The organism is Acinetobacter sp. ANC 4216, assembly GCF_004331195.1.
Classification (GTDB): domain Bacteria; phylum Pseudomonadota; class Gammaproteobacteria; order Pseudomonadales; family Moraxellaceae; genus Acinetobacter; species Acinetobacter kookii.
Genome location: NZ_SJOC01000006.1, coordinates 188,932 through 205,279 on the forward strand (window position 1 = coordinate 188,932; position 16,348 = coordinate 205,279).

Annotated in this window: 15 protein-coding genes and 1 rRNA gene; 8 read left to right on the top strand and 8 right to left on the bottom strand. The window is 40.1% G+C overall.

Annotated elements, in window-relative coordinates:
* Positions 1-280: 280 nt before the first annotated feature.
* Positions 281-2,215, bottom strand: coding sequence for an ATP-binding cassette domain-containing protein (locus E0H88_RS06825; protein WP_131273579.1), 1,935 nt, complete (start codon positions 2,213-2,215; stop codon positions 281-283).
* A gap of 238 nt (positions 2,216-2,453) precedes the next feature.
* Here E0H88_RS06825 and E0H88_RS06830 point away from each other — a divergent pair, with 238 nt between their 5' ends.
* The 4 genes from E0H88_RS06830 (at position 2,454) to erpA (ending at position 6,411) form a co-directional block, all read left to right on the top strand.
* Positions 2,454-3,461: a putative solute-binding protein gene (locus tag E0H88_RS06830; RefSeq protein ID WP_131273580.1), complete on the top strand. Its 1,008-nt coding sequence runs from the start codon at positions 2,454-2,456 to the stop codon at positions 3,459-3,461.
* A gap of 235 nt (positions 3,462-3,696) precedes the next feature.
* Entirely contained in the window at positions 3,697-4,707 is a 1,011-nt protein-coding gene (locus tag E0H88_RS06835; RefSeq protein ID WP_131273581.1) for a putative solute-binding protein, read from the top strand.
* Positions 4,708-4,947: 240 nt separating this feature from the next.
* Positions 4,948-5,958 (top strand): putative solute-binding protein, encoded by a 1,011-nt coding sequence (locus E0H88_RS06840; protein WP_131273595.1) that lies wholly within the window; start codon positions 4,948-4,950, stop codon positions 5,956-5,958.
* Positions 5,959-6,075: 117 nt separating this feature from the next.
* Positions 6,076-6,411, top strand: coding sequence for an iron-sulfur cluster insertion protein ErpA (erpA, locus tag E0H88_RS06845; protein ID WP_092820961.1), 336 nt, complete (start codon positions 6,076-6,078; stop codon positions 6,409-6,411).
* A 72-nt stretch (positions 6,412-6,483) separates the two neighbouring features.
* On the opposite strand, the gene E0H88_RS06850 is transcribed toward erpA, so the two are convergent.
* The 5 genes from E0H88_RS06850 to grpE all read right to left on the bottom strand — a co-directional run bounded on the left by E0H88_RS06850 (position 6,484) and on the right by grpE (position 11,217).
* On the bottom strand, positions 6,484-6,861 hold the full coding sequence (locus tag E0H88_RS06850) for a hypothetical protein (RefSeq protein WP_165493289.1): 378 nt from the start codon (positions 6,859-6,861) through the stop codon (positions 6,484-6,486).
* A 119-nt stretch (positions 6,862-6,980) separates the two neighbouring features.
* Entirely contained in the window at positions 6,981-7,892 is a 912-nt protein-coding gene (locus E0H88_RS06855) for a matrixin family metalloprotease (RefSeq protein WP_131273582.1), read from the bottom strand.
* Between the two features lie 140 nt (positions 7,893-8,032).
* Positions 8,033-8,482, bottom strand: a complete 450-nt coding sequence (locus tag E0H88_RS06860; protein ID WP_131273583.1) for a hypothetical protein — start codon at positions 8,480-8,482, stop codon at positions 8,033-8,035.
* A gap of 119 nt (positions 8,483-8,601) precedes the next feature.
* Entirely contained in the window at positions 8,602-10,545 is a 1,944-nt protein-coding gene (gene dnaK, locus E0H88_RS06865) for a molecular chaperone DnaK (RefSeq protein WP_092820969.1), read from the bottom strand.
* Between the two features lie 123 nt (positions 10,546-10,668).
* On the bottom strand, positions 10,669-11,217 hold the full coding sequence (gene grpE, locus E0H88_RS06870) for a nucleotide exchange factor GrpE (protein ID WP_092820971.1): 549 nt from the start codon (positions 11,215-11,217) through the stop codon (positions 10,669-10,671).
* 947 nt (positions 11,218-12,164) lie between these two features.
* Between grpE and E0H88_RS06875 the strand changes: the two genes are divergently transcribed.
* Positions 12,165-12,395 (top strand): hypothetical protein, encoded by a 231-nt coding sequence (locus E0H88_RS06875; RefSeq protein ID WP_131273584.1) that lies wholly within the window; start codon positions 12,165-12,167, stop codon positions 12,393-12,395.
* Between the two features lie 238 nt (positions 12,396-12,633).
* On the opposite strand, the gene E0H88_RS06880 is transcribed toward E0H88_RS06875, so the two are convergent.
* Complete coding sequence (locus E0H88_RS06880) at positions 12,634-13,146, bottom strand: hypothetical protein (protein WP_131273585.1); 513 nt, start codon at positions 13,144-13,146, stop codon at positions 12,634-12,636.
* 203 nt (positions 13,147-13,349) lie between these two features.
* Between E0H88_RS06880 and E0H88_RS06885 the strand changes: the two genes are divergently transcribed.
* On the top strand, positions 13,350-14,420 hold the full coding sequence (locus E0H88_RS06885) for an alpha/beta hydrolase (protein WP_092820988.1): 1,071 nt from the start codon (positions 13,350-13,352) through the stop codon (positions 14,418-14,420).
* Positions 14,421-14,473: 53 nt separating this feature from the next.
* On the opposite strand, the gene E0H88_RS06890 is transcribed toward E0H88_RS06885, so the two are convergent.
* Entirely contained in the window at positions 14,474-15,142 is a 669-nt protein-coding gene (locus E0H88_RS06890) for an acetoacetate decarboxylase family protein (RefSeq protein WP_092820989.1), read from the bottom strand.
* Positions 15,143-15,244: 102 nt separating this feature from the next.
* Between E0H88_RS06890 and E0H88_RS06895 the strand changes: the two genes are divergently transcribed.
* Both E0H88_RS06895 and E0H88_RS06900 read left to right on the top strand, forming a co-directional pair.
* Entirely contained in the window at positions 15,245-15,814 is a 570-nt protein-coding gene (locus E0H88_RS06895) for a peptidylprolyl isomerase (protein WP_131273586.1), read from the top strand.
* Between the two features lie 425 nt (positions 15,815-16,239).
* Positions 16,240-16,348: ribosomal RNA gene (locus E0H88_RS06900) — 16S ribosomal RNA — on the top strand; the annotation flags it as partial.

The window sequence follows — 16,348 nt, forward strand, 5'->3', positions numbered from 1 at the left end:
ACTCATCTTTTATTTTAAATTTAAACTGATATTTTGATTGGGTTGTGGATAGAAACTTTAAATTTAAAAGGCAAATTTTGAATTTAAAATTTATTTAAAGGCAATTTTTCAGTCTAAGACTGGATCAGCTTGTTTCAGCTGCAATAGGTCGCCATAGTGGGCTAAAATGGCTATATAGACAGGTTGTGTAGAAAAATTAAAAAATCGCAGCACGCCTTAAATATTGTGCTGCGATCATAAAATAAGCATTACTTTAGCTTAGCTTAAGAATAAAAATACCTTAATCAAAAGAACTTTCAAGCTCTTCCAGTTCCATCATCAACTCTAGCATCTGTTCTTCTGCCGTTTCCAGCTGGCTTTTTAACTGAGTTTGCTCATTCATCAGCTTGAGTAGATCATCTTTACGATTTGCTTCATACATTGCCGTATCACCCAGTAATACTTCAATTTCAGCCAAACGTGGTTGCAGCTTGCTGATCTGTGCTTCATTTTTTTCAATATTTTTACGAATCGGGCGGCTCAGTTCACGGCGGCGCGCAGTTTCTTTACGTTGAGCCTCTTTATCGAGTTTTGAAATTGCCGGTTTTACTTCTACTTGTGATTTCACGGGTTCAGCAGGTTTCTGTCCATTTTTCATCAGGTCAATCCGTGCCTGGCGTAACCAGTCTGCATAGGCAACCAGATCACCATCGAATTCACGGCATTGGCCATTGTGGACGAGCAACAATTCATCACAGACGCTGGCAATCAATTGACGCTCATGCGATACCAACACCACAGCACCTTCAAAGTCTTGTAAGGCCATGGTCAGGGCATGACGCATATCAAGGTCCAGATGGTTGGTCGGTTCATCCAGAATCAACACGTTAGGACGTTGCCAGACAATTAAAGCCAAAGCTAGACGCGCACGTTCACCGCCGGAGAAGCCTTCACTTGGGGTGTCCATACGTTCGCCACTAAAACCAAAGCTGCCGAGGAATGAACGTAACGTTGCTTCACTGATTTTCTTGTCCGCAATTCGTGACAATTGCAGCATTGGGCTGGCACTCCCATCCAGGGCGTCCATTTGATGCTGGGCAAAATACCCAATATTCAGCAATTCAGAATCTTTGCGTGTCCCTTTGAGCAGTTTCAGATCACCCACCAAAGATTTGATCAGTGTCGATTTACCGGCACCATTCATCCCGAGTAAACCAATCCGGCTGCTGGGTGTGATTTGCAAATTGACGTTGGTTACAATCAGCTTGTCGCCATAGCCAATATCTGCATGTTCCAGTTGCAGCAGAGGTGAGCTCATTTTAGTCGGTTCACGGAAACTGAAGGTAAACGGTGTATCTACATGTGCAGCAGAAAGTTCCTGCATGCGTTCTAATTGTTTAATCCGGCTTTGTGCCTGTTTGGCTTTGGTGGCTTTGGCCTTAAAGCGGTCAATAAATTTTTGTAAATGTGCCCGTGTTTCAAGCTGTTTTTCATAAGCTTGCTGTTGTTGTGCCAGACGTTCACTACGGGTACGTTCAAATGTGGAATAATTTCCGGTATAGAGCGTCAGCTCCTGATTTTCGATATGTAAAATATGATCGGTAACGGCATCCAGAAAATCACGGTCATGCGAAATTAAAATCAGGGTGCCTTCATAGGCTTTTAGCCAGTCTTCCAGCCATAAAATCGCATCCAAATCGAGATGGTTGGTCGGTTCATCCAGTAACAGCAAGTCGGAACGGCTCATCAGGGTACGGGCCAGATTTAAACGCATGCGCCAGCCACCCGAAAAACTTGAAACATCCAGTTGAGACTGATGTTCAAAGAAGCCCAGACCGGCCATCAATTGTGATGCTTTGGATGGAGCAGAGTAGCCATTAATTTCATCAAAACGACCATATAAATGCGCTAACTCCTCATTATTGAGGTCTTCAGGATGTTCCAGTTTGTGCTGGATGTCCCAATATTCTTCATCTCCGGACAGGACAAAATCGATGGCTTTCATCTCCAGCGCTTTAATTTCCTGGGCCATATGGGCCACCGTCCAGGCAGCAGGACGGGTCAGAGAACCACCATCCGATTCCATTCCACCCAACAATGCCGCAAACAGGGTCGATTTTCCTGCGCCATTGACACCGGTTAGGCCAATTTTCCATCCTGGATGTAGCTGCATAGACGCTTTTTGAAATAAAACACGTCCACCGCGACGTATAGAAAGTTGATCTAACTGAATCATTGAAATATCTAAAAGAGAAGAAGGATGTGCTTATTCTAAAGGAAGCCACTCAGAAAAGAAAAAGGCAGGGCATTATTCTTTTTATAAAAGCATGATTTTAAATAGATGAATAAAAATATTACAAATTGTGTAAAAACAGCCTTTCGTCAGAATGGCCTCAGCTGCTCTATTTTTACTATAAAAACAAAATTATAGTGATTTTCTAAGAGGAATAAGTGAAAAAAGAAGAAGGGGTATTATGAATAAAGGAACTTTTATTTTATCAACACTCACACTTTTGAGTTTTTCAGGCTTGGCTCAGGCAAAACAAAATATCTGTGTATTCGATCTACTCGGTAAAGCAGGTGAGTCCTATAAATTAATTGAAGAATGGGGCTTAGCCAGTAAAAACTGGGGTGCTGAGGTCAATTTAATGCCCTATCAAGATGAAGCAAAAATAGAAAAAGATTTTAAAGCCGGTGTTTGTGATGCCTTTTACATGACCTCAATGCGCGCCCGTGCCTATAATAAATTTGCCGGTTCAATTGATGCACTCGGTGGCGTTCCAAGTAATCAGATTGCACAAAAAGCCATTTCTTTTGTATTAGACAAACGCAATAAAAAGCGGCTGATCAGTACCATTGCCAATGAAAAATATGAGGTGGCAGGGATTGGGCAAATTGGTATCGCCTATCTTTTTGTACGCGATAAATCAATTAATTCTATAGAGAAAGCAAAAGGTAAAAAATTTGCGATTCTGCATTATGATCAGGCGCAAAAAATTGTTGTCCAGCGTATCGGTGCCGTACCGGTGATGTCTGATATTTCTAATTTTGTGAAAAAATTCAATAATGGTGAAGTCGACATGATTGCGGCACCTGCTTATGCTTTTAAGCCGCTAGAAATTTATAAGGGTTTAGGCTCTAACGGAGCCATGATTAATTTTCCGGTCGTCAATGTGACTGCCGATCTGGTGATTCGCCCGGAAAAATTTCCTGAAGGTTTTGCAGACCAATCGCGTAGCTGGTTTATAAAGCTTTTACCGAAAAGCTTTGCGATGGTGCAGCGCTTGGAAGCAGGAATTCCTGCCAGATATAAAGTTAATTTAACTAAGGAAGATCATGACAAATATCAGAAATTATTGCGGGATGGACGTTTAGACCTGACCAGGCAAGGAATTTATGAACCGACCATGATGACGGTGCTGAAAAAAGCCCGTTGTACTGTGGAACGAACCAACTTTGAATGTTCATTAAGTGGTGAATAAAGACATCATTATTGTATTCATTTGTAAAATAGCGCAAATTTCATAAATTATAGCTAAAAATCGTTATCACATAAGCTTATGATTTTTATTGTGAACTTAAAAAATGGAAAAAATATTGGCATTTTAAGCCTGATTAATTGGAGTAAATGCTCTATTTTTTTAGAATGAACTTGCTTAATATTTGTGGCGTGAACGGATACTCGTCAAACAACAAGATTCCAAAAGGACCTAAATAATGAAAAAAACGATTTTTACATTCGCAACATTGGCTGCTGTCGGCTTAGCGAGCACAGCGCAAGCTGCTAAAGTCGATGTATGTGTATTCGATTTACTGGGTAAATCGGGTGAATCTTTTCAAATGGCTCAGGAATGGGCACTGGCTGCTAAAGGATGGGGAGCGGAGATTAATCTTATTCCACGTCAAGACGAAGCAGTTGCGGATAATGACTTTAAAGCCGGTAAATGTGACGGCGTGTTTATGACCGCGATGCGTGCTCGTCAATACAACAAATTCGTAGGCTCTATTGATGCTCTCGGTGGTGCACCCAGTAATGCGATTGCTCAGCGTGCCATCACTTTTGCTTTGGATAAACGTAATGCGTCGAAAATGGTCAGTAATTTAGGCGGCAAAAAATATGAAGTGGCGGGTATTTCACCTTTAGGTTCGGCTTTTATTTTTGTACGTGATAAACAGATTGACTCGATTGAAAAAGCTGCAGGCAAAAAATTTGCCGTATTGGGTTATGACGATGCACAAAAAATTATGGTGCAGCGTGTAGGAGCGCAAGCGGTGATCTCTGACGTATCTAACTTTGTCGCAAAATTCAATAATGGACAGGTAGATATGGTGGGTGCACCAGCCTATGCGTATAAGCCTTTAGAAATCTATAAAGGTTTAGGTTCCAATGGTGCAATGTTTAATTTTCCTGTACTCCAGGTGACCGCAGATTTTGTGATCCGTCCAGACCAATTTCCGGCAGGCTTTGGTCAAAAATCACGTGATTGGTTTGTGAAAAACTTACCAAAAAGTTTTGCCCTGATTAATCGTCTGGAAGCCAATATTCCAGCCAAGTTTAAATTGAACCTGAATGCAGAAGATAAAACCAAATACCAGAAATTATTGCGTGAAGGCCGTATGGATATGACCAAACGTGGTATTTATGATGCAGGCATGATGGGGATTTTGAAAAAGGCTCGCTGTTCGGTCGATAAAGCGAATTTCGAATGTTCACTTGGTGGTGAATGATATTGATTTATAAAAGGAAAGCCTAGATTGAATCTAGGCTTTTTTGTCGCTTGGATTGTGTCATCTTTGCCATTGTGGTGAGTAAAAAAAGGCGTAATCTTTAAAAAACAGTAAAATTTTGATCAGCCTCAAAAAAAAGGTCTTCAAGACCAACCGTTAATCGCTGATGAATAAAAAAAAGCAAAAAACCATTCAATCCAAGATTGAATAAAATAATGATACAAGGAAGAAAAAATCATGATGCCATGCTCTAAAACACTGCTGGTTGGTCTGGGTTTATGTGCAGTTACCAGTATGACTCAAGCCAAACAAGTAATTTGCGTATTTGATTTAGTGGGTAAAAGTGGTGATGTTTTTGCCCTGATGAAAGATTATCAATTGGCAGCCAAAAATTGGGGGGCTGATATTGAATTGCGTGTAGGCCAGAACGAAGCGGTCATCGCTGAGGATTTTAAAGCTGGAAAATGTGACGGGATTAGTGTGACCGGTATGCGCGGTCGTCAGTTTAACCATTTTACCGGTTCACTGGATGCCATTGGTGCGATTCCCGATTTAAAACTGGCGGTAAAAGTCATGCAGGGTTTAGCCAGTCCGACTTTTGCCAAACATATGGTGAATGGTAAATATGAAGTGGTCGGTGTAATTCCAGTCGGCGATGCCTTTTTAATGGTCAATGACCGTAATATCAATACCGTTGCGAAAGCCGCAGGTAAAAAAATTGCCGTACTTGATTACGACGAAGCGCAAAAAATTATGGTTCAGCAAGTGGGTGCACAGGCAATTAGTGCAGATGTCACCAATTTTGGCGCTAAATTTAACAATGGCCAAGTCGATATTATTGGTGCACCTGCTGCCGTCTTTAAACCTTTAGAACTCTATAAGGGTTTAGGGAATAAAGGGGCAATTGTGAATTATCCTATTTTACAGGTGACTGGTAATGTGATTATTCGCCCAGATAAATTTCCAGCAGGATATGGGCAAAAGTCACGTGAATGGGTCAAAAGCCAGTTACCTCGTGCCTTCGGGATTTTAGGCAAAATGAAAGCCGATATTCCGCAAAAATACTGGATGCAAATTCCTGAAGCAGATAAGGCAGGCTATCAAAAACTCATGCGCGAGTCGCGGGTGGATTTAACCAAACGCGGTGTTTATGATAAACGGATGATGAAGTTGCTCTGGCAATTCCGGTGTAAGCAAGATCCAAAGAATTTCGAATGTAGTCTGCCGGATGAAAACTACAAACAATCTTGAGAAAAATAGTCTGATTTAACTTTAAATCTGTAAATACTGACCATATATTGGGTATGCTATACTTGATATATGGTCTTTTATATTTCAAGACACCTGAATTGAACAGAGGAATCCCACATGAATGCCCAAGCTCTGGTGCTGACCGACAATGCTGCGAATAAAGTACGCCAATTGCGTGATAGCGAAGGCAACCAAGAATTAATGTTACGCGTTTATGTTACAGGTGGCGGTTGTTCCGGTTTCTCTTATGGCTTTAACTTTGCTGAAAGCATGAATGAAGATGATGCTGAATTTGTCAATGGCGATGTGAAAATGCTGGTCGATTCACTGAGCTATCAATATCTTGTCGGCTCGGAAGTTGATTATGTAGAAGGGCTTGAAGGTTCACGTTTTATTGTGAATAACCCGAATGCAACAACAACCTGTGGTTGTGGTTCATCTTTCTCAATTTAATCGAATAATCAAATATAAAAAGCCCTCCAAACATGGGGGCTTTTTTATTGCAGTTTTAAGCTATTTAAATGATTAAGCTTGTAGTTTAGCTGCTTCTAAAATATCAAAAATAACGGTAGTTACATCTTGGCTTAAATCGCGATTGTTAAAAATTTCATAAGCGCTAATGGTGATATCGGTATCGCTTGGCAATAAGCGCTGTTCTTCTTCAATCAAATCTTGAATAGGCAACAGGGTCTGTTTGACTTGTAAATGTAGAATATCTTTATATTCAATATTTTCATCTTCAAGTTCAATCTGTTGCTCATTGAAATAAGGCAAAAGAATAGAATGGAGATAAGGCTGAATCTCAATAATATCAAAAATTTCAATATCGCGAGTCTGCTCAATCGTACTGATGTGATCATTTACTTCAATAAGTATATGGTAGTAACTCACATGCATCTCCACAGGTTTCTGTTGTCATTTCTTGTTATTACCATAACATGAAATTTGCCTGATTGCCGATATCTTACTATTCATAGATTTATAAAAAGTAAGGTTTTTTTGCATTGTATCTCAAGTTGGGCCTAACGCGCCTGCAACAAGGCAATATCAGCAGCGGACAAGCGGAAATTTTGCATGTTTTGATCTTTCATGAGCGGATACATCAGCGCTTGCGGGTCCTGATTATGTTTCAAGCCTAATGCATGGCCAAATTCATGTGCCAGCGTCAATCGTAAATCTTCAATGGATTCAAATTCGTAGATATTAATTTGCTTGCCATTAAACGAACCTTTATCAAATAATCGCGGCTGAAAGCGCTGATTAAAGCTTTTTACAGAACTATCAATCTGTTGATTAAGCTGATTCAGTTCATCGACCTGAAGATTAAGCTGTTGAATTTTTTGGTTATAAATACTGATTTCCTGCTGCAGTGCAAAGATTTGCTGTTGTAATTGATTTTGCTGCTGCATGAGCTGGTCACGTTGTGAAGGCGGGATTCCGCCATGCTGATTAATGACGGCTATCTGCTGATTGTAGTGTTGTAACTGCAGATCTAATTGATGTTTTCTCGCTTCGAGCATGGCATTGGTACGGTCTAGCTCATCTTTGAATTGCTTCAGTTGCTGGTTTTTATTGACCCACACTTGCTGGTTGTGTTGAATCTGTCCGATTTGCTGGCGACGTTGCACCGATTCATCTTGGCGTTGGTCATAAATTAAATGGAGGGTGAGCCGGGCATCGGGATCATAAACAAAATAGTCTTGGCCTGTACCCGCTTTCCAGATGTCAGTGGCTTGCTGGCTGATCTGTTTCAGTTCATTTTCACTCAGGCCAAAACGTGGATCAATTTCAGCAATGCGGTAACGTAACCGGGTATCGAAAGGATGCTGAATACGATCCAGCAGCTTGTTGTTGCGAATTTGGGGATGATTTCGGGTTTGATAGGTCATGCCTAAAAGAAAGATGACCAAAAGGCTGAGGAGCACTAAGCGCATAAAAGCTTAAAAACATTATTTTTTTATACTGTATAACAATTAAGCAAAAATAAAAATCAAAAAACCGCGCTTTTGTGCGGTCTTTTCTTAAATTCCATACATTAGTTTTTGTCATGCTTAAGTTCAGGAAATTTAGCATCTTAAGCTTTATTTTTTGTTTTTTTAAACTGATCAATTTGTTTGGGCAAATTAGAATGATAGATGAAGATTAGACCTAAAAAATTGAATAAAAAAATAATAAGTTCAATTAAGTATTTAACATGGTAAGCATTCACATTTCGATGATTGAAAGCATAGAAACTCACTTCATATTTATACACCTGGAAAATAATATAGCTGATTAATCCCAAGCCCAATAAGATAAAGCCTTTTCCATAAGGGTAGCGCTGAGGTACCGATAATATCAGCAACACTATTGCTGATATTAGGAAACCAAGAGCAAAGGCCGCCTCTATACCTAAAGCTTGCAAATAATTAAATGGAGAAAGAAAAACACTAGAGGGTAATACGATAAACAGACTACCCATCGGGTAGAGCATCATGATTGCAAAGCCAGAAGCAATCAGTAGAAGCTTGATAAAATTATGCATATTTTTATTTTTTAAGTGATTTATATAGTTATATGTTAGTCAAAATCCCTCCTGTTGCCTATAAGATAACCAAAAAAAACCGCGCTTTTGCGCGGTCTTTTTTCTGTTAATTCGACAAATTATTTTTTGTCATCTTTAACTTCAGTGAACTCAGCATCTACAACGCCATCATCCGCTTTTTGTTGTTGACCTGCATCACCTTGGAATGCATTTGGGTCAAAACCTTGTGCGCCGCCTTGAGCACCTTGCGCAGCTTCATAAGCGCGTTGAGTGATCGGCATGATGATGTTTTGCAGTGCTTCAGTTTTTGCTTTGATCGCTTCAACGTCATTTTCTTTGGTTGCAGCTTCAAGTTCAGAAACCGCAGTTTCAACCGCAGTTTTTTCGTCAGCAGTCACTTGTTCGCCAAGATCTTTTACTGCTTTTTGCGCGCTAGAAACCAAAGCATCAGCTTCGTTACGTGCTTTTGCAAGTTCTTCGAACTTACGGTCTTCTTCAGCATTTGCTTCAGCATCTTTGATCATTGCTTCAATTTCAGCATCGCTCAAACCAGAGTTTGCTTTAATTTGAATGGATTGCTCTTTACCAGTGCTCTTGTCTTTCGCAGATACTTTCAAGATACCGTCAGCGTTGATATCGAACGATACTTCAATTTGTGGCACACCACGTGGAGCAGGTGGGATATCGCCTAACTGGAAGTTACCCAACAATTTGTTTTGTTGAGCCATCTTACGTTCACCTTGGTAAACCGAAATGTCTACAGCAGGCTGGTTGTCTGCAGCCGTTGAGAACACTTGAGATTTCTTCGCAGGAATCGTCGTGTTTTTCTCGATGATTGCTGTTAACACGCCGCCCATCGTCTCAATACCAAGAGTCAATGGAGTTACGTCAAGTAAAAGTACGTCAGTCTTGTCACCAGACAATACCGCACCTTGAATTGCAGCACCAATTGCAACTGCTTCGTCCGGGTTCACGTCTTTACGTGGCTCACGACCAAAGAATTCTTGTACTTTTTGTTGTACAAGTGGCATACGAGACTGACCGCCCACCAGAATCACGTCAGAGATGTCTGAAGTTGAAAGACCGGCATCTTTAAGCGCAATACGGCAAGGTTCAATAGTACGTTCAACCAGATCAGCCACCAAACCTTCAAGTTTTGCACGCGTTACGTTGATCACCAAGTGTTTAGGACCAGTCGCATCTGCAGTGATGTATGGAAGGTTGATTTCAGTTGCATTAGAAGAAGAAAGCTCGATTTTCGCTTTTTCAGCAGCTTCTTTCAAACGCTGTAATGCCAGTGGATCCTGTTTCAGGTTCACGCTTTGTTCTTTCTTGAATTCTTCAACCAGGAATTCAATTAACGCGTTATCGAAGTCTTCACCACCCAGGAAAGTATCACCGTTTGTAGACAATACTTCGATTTGCTGGTCGCCGTCCAGGTCCGCAATTTCAATGATGGATACGTCGAAAGTACCACCACCCAAGTCGTATACAGCAACTTTACGGTCGCCTTCTTTCTTGTCCATACCGAACGCAAGAGCCGCAGCAGTTGGTTCGTTAATGATACGTTTCACATCAAGACCGGCAATTTTACCTGCATCTTTAGTGGCTTGACGTTGTGCATCGTTGAAGTATGCAGGAACGGTAATTACCGCTTCAGTGACTGTTTCACCCAAATAGTCTTCTGCAGTTTTTTTCATCTTTTTCAAGATTTCAGCAGAGATCTGTTGTGGTGCAAGTTTCTTGTCGTTGACATCAACCCAAGCATCGCCATTGTCTGCCTGAATGATTTTGTAAGGTACCAGACCGATATCTTTTTGTACCGCTTGGTCTTGGTACTTACGGCCGATCAAACGCTTGATTGCGAATAGTGTATTTTTAGGGTTTGTGACTGCCTGACGTTTAGCAGACTGACCAACCAGGATTTCCCCATCTTTATAGGCAATAATAGATGGAGTGGTACGAGCGCCTTCAGCGTTGTCGATAACTTTAACTTTGTCGCCTTCAAGTACGGCAACGCAAGAGTTTGTTGTACCTAAGTCAATACCAATGATTTTAGCCATTTGGATGCTTCCTCAAAATTATTTTTTGCAATGTTTTTGCTTGTTATCCGATATGAGAGCCATTCAAAATTTTTCAAGTTGTTTGCATGAAAAAAAGTAGAAAAACTCTCGAATTTCTTTACTTTATTGACCCACGAGGACCATTGCCGGACGCAGTAAACGGCCTGAAAGGGCATAACCTTTTTGTAATACTGTACCGATTTCACCTGCTTTGACATCAGGTGCAATACCGACTGCCTGATGTAAATCCGCATTGAAACCGTTATTCATGTTGACTTCTACAACATTAAATTTTTCCAGCGTACTGAGTAACGATTTATGGGTCAGTTGTACGCCTTCAAGTAATGGCGATTCAATATCACCAGCAGCCTGAATGGCACGTTCTAAATTGTCGACAGTTTCCAGCAACTCTTTAGCAAACTTCTCAATCACCGTTTCTTTATGCTTTTCAGCATCACGTTGAATACGTTCTACGCTTTTTTGTGCTTCATAAACCGCATTGGCTGTACGTGCTTTTTCAAGTTTTAAACTTTCTTCCAACTGGGTAATTTGGGCTTGTAAATCTTCAACTGAAACTGCGGCTTGTTCTGTTTCAGCTTGAGATTCTGCTGTTTTTTGCTCAGCTTGCTCTTGCCCTAGATCTTGAGCGTCTTGATTTTGCTCAGTTGCCATAGATTTACTCCGTTTGAATGGGTTTTTAAACATGTCAGTCCTTTTGGCCTCAGTGCTAACCGCGTTAATCCTGAACTGCCATGAGTGATAATTCATGATTACTACAGAGTTCGGGGCAGACGCTAAAAATTCAAGCGAGACAAGCAATTAAATCTGTTTAATTTGATTAAAATTATTAAAAAGCATTATTTTTTCTAAAATAAAATGTCAGATGATGTGATGATTGCGGGTAAATATCAGGATTTAGACCCGGTTAAGCAGAGCATAGGTGGAACCCTGGTGACTAGCGTGTCCTGATCTAAGTAAGCCTATTATTTATAGTGGAGTGAACGGCAGAAATAGCAGTTGCAATAGTCTGAACCGAATTAAGCTATTGATAATAATATGTATGGGAAAGTTCATAGCATGCAAGCAATGAACTTCTTGATGTTTATTTAGACTTAAAAACGATCAATATGCTATAAATTATATATTTCACAAAATTGCTAGGTACGCTTATTATTTAACCCAGATTCTATCGCTGTAGTTTCTTCTTGGTATTTAGAAATGTGTTTTCTAGGCTTATCCAATCTCCGGATAAGCTTTTTTTTTGCCTGAAATTTTCCGAATACAGAAAAGAAGAGAATTTATGTATTTATTTAGCAAAATTTTATCAGGATTTTGATAGATCTTTACAATTTAAATGCTCATCTAAAGGATGGGGAAATGCGTCATATTTCTGAGTTTTAAATTGGATTAATAATATTAAATACAAAATGTTAATGGTCAAATTTGCGCTGAAACAAGCAAGTCAATTGAGAATTTTAATATTATAAAAACAAGTGAATAATTACATGATTTCGCAAAACTACAACTCAACAGGTGGGCAGTTACAATAAAAATTTTGAATGATAGGCAGCGCAAAGTTGGACTTTGCTTCATAAACTTAACCAACAAGGAAAATATGGATGAAAAAAACGGCTTTATTATCTTTAAGCGTGATTGCTGTTTCATTGACTGCGGTCGGTTGTACTTCTGCCGAAACCACACAAAATCCTGAGACTGCTCAAGTTACCACAGGTCTGGGGGTTTCCACTCAGGCACAACTGGGGGGAATTGGCGTTCAGGCAGATACTTCAGTTCATGCGGGCGCTACCCACTCTGGCTCTGCTTCTCAAAGTTCACAAGCTGCACAGTAATCACCAGGCTATCGCCAGGATGAGATGATTTCTTCTTAGAGTCTTAGAGAAAGCTTTCAGCTGATGGTTGCAATAGATGGTAGCTCGGCTTTTGCTATCATCTATTTAAGAGATATCGCAAAGTTTCGTTGCGGAGAGAATCATGATTTTATCAGCACAGTATTCGATACTAAGCCGGATTGCTGATTCATTAAATAAAGGATATTGAGGGGGAGGAACTGGCAGGGGTGGAATGAGATCATCTCTCACGCTGCTGATGTTCTCGATGATTTGAATCTCGACGGTGATCCCTGCGTTTTTCCTGCACTTTATGCATTTGCCGTATCTGCACCTTTTTACGCTGCTGTTCTGCGCGCTTACGTTCAATTTCACGCTTTTGGTGATTCCAGCCGGACTGGTTGCGACGCTGTTCAGCGATTCTTTTCCGCTGTTCTAATGAATGTTGCTGTTCACGTTTTTTACGTTCCCATTCAAACTGTTTCTGGCGGTTCTGTTCCCACTGACGACGCTCAGACACACGTTTTTTGCGTTCTAACTCTAAATGGTTTTGGCGTTGTTGATATTCCCAACGTTGACGATCCCGCTCAAGTTCATAGCGATAGTCATAACTTGAACCATAAACCCGATCATAATCACGGTCGTAGCGATCATCATAAGCGCCATTGTAGTAGCCACCATCTTCAGGAAATGCCACACAGCCTACAGCTAAAAATGTCGTAGCTAATGAGAGTATAATCAGTCTTTTAGCCATAAGGTGTATCCTTCTTGTGGCAAGGAGTAGCAAAAACACTCCGAAATATACATGGAAATAGTCAATGACAAGGTATAAAAAGAAGATTAGCGTATGAATGTTTTTACTGTGTATACAGATGATTAGACTTATATAAGATTATGGTCACGCATGGGCTGACCATGTAGAAAATGTGAAGATTAAAATAAAAGGAAGATGCAATGATGGTTGCTTTTAGCCGAACTTTACAGACCGTTTTAGAAAAAGGTCAAGGTACAGCTGCACGTACTCTGGACCGGTTACCCAGTTTTGCACAAAAATCTTTAGTTAGAATTTTAAGATATCCCCACCAGTATCCTGAACTTGATCCCTTAATCCAATGCATGATGGCAGCCCAGTTAAGACGTGGCAGTAATGGCTTTGTGAGTGAAGATATTATCCATGCGCGTAAAAGCTTTGATTTGCAAATGCAGTCCATCAAAGCTAAACCTACACCGGTGAAACAGGTGGAAGATCTGCGTTTACCTTTACACAGTGGAACCATTTTCGCGCGACATTACCATCCTGCACCCACTAAAAAATTGCCAATGGTGGTGTATTTTCATGGGGGTGGCTTTGTTGTCGGCAGTCTGGATTCGCATGATGAAGTCTGTCGTTTACTGGCAGTACATGCCAAAGTACAGGTTTTGAGTATTGACTATCCTTTAGCCCCTGAAGCAAGTCCGAATAAACTGATTCAGACCTGTGAAGATGCCTTGGCATGGGTCTATCAAAATAGAAAGCAGCTTAAAATCTTAAAAAATAGGATTTCAGTTGCGGGCGATAGCGCTGGAGGAAATATCAGCACCGTGGTTGCACAACGAGCTGCCCATAAAGTTTATGCACCACAAGCCCAATTACTGCTCTATCCGGCAGTGGATTTTAAAAGCCGTCATCCTTCATTTTATGCCTATAATGAAGGGCTGGTTTTAACCGGTAAAGATGTGGATTTTGTGACCCACTATTATGCAGATACCCATCAGGTTGAACTGGATGATCCGCTCATTTCCCCGACCTATGGCAAGCATGACAAATTACCCCCTACGTTTGTGGTGACTGCTGGTCATGATGTATTACATGATGAAGGGGAAATTTATGCCCATAAATTACGTCATCGCGGTGTGAAGGTGCATTATCAGGAATATAGCGATCAAGCGCATGGTTTTGCCAATCTAACACCCGTGTCTTATCGTGCAAAAAAGTATTTTATTGAAATTAGTAAAAACTATAGAAAGTTTTGGGATAAACACGCTTAGCTGTTTAGCTTAAGAACAAGCTGCAATAAAAGTGTTTCACGTGAAACACTTTTTTATTTTTTCTCAATTTTAGCTTTAGGTAAGGTGAGGCTAAATTCTGGCACGTAAAAACTGTGTAAATAGCGGGCCTGAGAAAAATCAGGGAAAATGTCCTGGGTGTTTTTCCAGCTGGCTTGTTTTAATTTGCTGAGTTTACCGCGAAATTGTGGAGTGAATTGATAGCGTAAACCTTGCCAGGCTTGGTAAATATTGAGCAGCCGTGCAGGTAAATGGTGACTATTCACATAAAACGTCTGACTATGTTTATATTTCTGCAAGTGCAAACTCATTTCTTGCTGTTCAAAGCAAATCTTGCAATACACCACATCATCATGGATGAGCCATTCAAACTGGGCCAGCTGTTTTGGAATTCCCCAAAAGTGTTGACCGTTGACCATCGAACTTTCGGTAGAAACATAAATTTTAGGAATGGAAGACAAGCGCCTTTTACTGATTAAAGGATGATCCAAGATCAGCAATTCATCATATGGACCTACAGGAGAATCATGATAACGAACCAAAATCACCTGTACCACGCGGCCAATCGGAGAGGAAGCAATATAAAAATTCTGATGCTGCTCAATAAATTTGGGTGTTAACCAGTAATTCAAAATAAAAGCATCCCCATGTAAATGCCACGGTGGATAAAGGGAAAAAGTAGTTGTGTTTAATTCTTTGCTCATTGTCATACTCGTTTTATCTCAAAAAGAGAAGCTGTTATATTTATATTGAAAGATTAATATATCGACATTCACAATTACAACTTAACGTAGAAGAGTAAAGAAATGTTAAATAAAGCCTTATTTGCTATTAGTGCTGCATGTATGAGTTTGCAGGTGATGGCTGCAAATACCTTGGTAGAAATGAAAACGTCTATGGGGAATATTGAAATAGAGTTATTTAATGACAAGGCACCTATTTCTGCAAAAAATTTTGAAGCCTATATAAAAGATAACTTTTATAACGGCACTATTTTTCACAGGGTGATTCCCGGCTTTATGATTCAGGCTGGAGGAATGGATGCCAACATGGTAGAGAAACCGACCAAAGCACCCATTCAGAATGAATCTTATAATGGGTTAAAGAATGCACGTGGCACTTTGGCGATGGCACGAACCAACAAGCCCAATTCTGCAACAAGCCAATTTTTTATTAATACGGTAGACAATGACTTTTTAAACAGAAGTCAGATGAATGCCGGTTATGCGGTGTTTGGTAAAGTCACTAAAGGCATGGATGTGGTCGATAAAATCACCCAAGTACCGACTGCAAACTTTGGCATGCATCAAAATGTACCCAAGCAAGCTGTGAAAATTATCAGTGTGAACATTAAAGCAGCAGAAGAGAAAAAGTAATAAAAAATAAAGCAGAAATATTTAATTCATATTTTTGCTTTAAAATTATATGTTTATATTTAAATTAGAATAAAAATGAACCAAAAGAGTGCATAAAAATACAACACTTAATAAAACAATCAGTTAAAAGCACTTGCACGTGTACGAAATTGCCCTATAATGAGCTCATCCCGACGCGATACAGCAAACGAACTTAGCTGAACAGGTTAAGTTGTTAGATGTGTATTGCGTTATATTTTCTACTGACGAGGTAGAAAATAGATCATTAAGAGATTATGAAGAACAACTTGTGTGGATTTTTACTGGTTGATTGATCGAAATTATTTTCATTGATTGATGGTAGAAATTACTCGAAGTTTATTTGAGAAATATTTGTCAGAAAATTGATGAGCCAAGATTTGTAGCCATAAGCTACTAATGATTTTAAACTGAAGAGTTTGATCATGGCTCAGATTGAACGCTGGCGGCAGGCTTAACACATGCAAGTCGAGCGGGGAAGGGTAGCTTGCTACCTAACCTAGCGGCGGACGGGTG

What these genes read in the sequence shown, in the direction of transcription:
- E0H88_RS06825 (WP_131273579.1), bottom strand. Translation starts at nt 2,215, where the DNA reads ATGATTCAGTTAGATCAACTTTCTATACGTCGCGGTGGACGTGTTTTA.
- E0H88_RS06830 (WP_131273580.1), top strand. Translation starts at nt 2,454, where the DNA reads ATGAATAAAGGAACTTTTATTTTATCAACACTCACACTTTTGAGTTTT.
- E0H88_RS06835 (WP_131273581.1), top strand. Translation starts at nt 3,697, where the DNA reads ATGAAAAAAACGATTTTTACATTCGCAACATTGGCTGCTGTCGGCTTA.
- E0H88_RS06840 (WP_131273595.1), top strand. Translation starts at nt 4,948, where the DNA reads ATGCCATGCTCTAAAACACTGCTGGTTGGTCTGGGTTTATGTGCAGTT.
- erpA (WP_092820961.1), top strand. Translation starts at nt 6,076, where the DNA reads ATGAATGCCCAAGCTCTGGTGCTGACCGACAATGCTGCGAATAAAGTA.
- E0H88_RS06855 (WP_131273582.1), bottom strand. Translation starts at nt 7,892, where the DNA reads ATGCGCTTAGTGCTCCTCAGCCTTTTGGTCATCTTTCTTTTAGGCATG.
- E0H88_RS06860 (WP_131273583.1), bottom strand. Translation starts at nt 8,482, where the DNA reads ATGCATAATTTTATCAAGCTTCTACTGATTGCTTCTGGCTTTGCAATC.
- dnaK (WP_092820969.1), bottom strand. Translation starts at nt 10,545, where the DNA reads ATGGCTAAAATCATTGGTATTGACTTAGGTACAACAAACTCTTGCGTT.
- grpE (WP_092820971.1), bottom strand. Translation starts at nt 11,217, where the DNA reads ATGGCAACTGAGCAAAATCAAGACGCTCAAGATCTAGGGCAAGAGCAA.
- E0H88_RS06875 (WP_131273584.1), top strand. Translation starts at nt 12,165, where the DNA reads ATGAAAAAAACGGCTTTATTATCTTTAAGCGTGATTGCTGTTTCATTG.
- E0H88_RS06880 (WP_131273585.1), bottom strand. Translation starts at nt 13,146, where the DNA reads ATGGCTAAAAGACTGATTATACTCTCATTAGCTACGACATTTTTAGCT.
- E0H88_RS06885 (WP_092820988.1), top strand. Translation starts at nt 13,350, where the DNA reads ATGGTTGCTTTTAGCCGAACTTTACAGACCGTTTTAGAAAAAGGTCAA.
- E0H88_RS06890 (WP_092820989.1), bottom strand. Translation starts at nt 15,142, where the DNA reads ATGAGCAAAGAATTAAACACAACTACTTTTTCCCTTTATCCACCGTGG.
- E0H88_RS06895 (WP_131273586.1), top strand. Translation starts at nt 15,245, where the DNA reads ATGTTAAATAAAGCCTTATTTGCTATTAGTGCTGCATGTATGAGTTTG.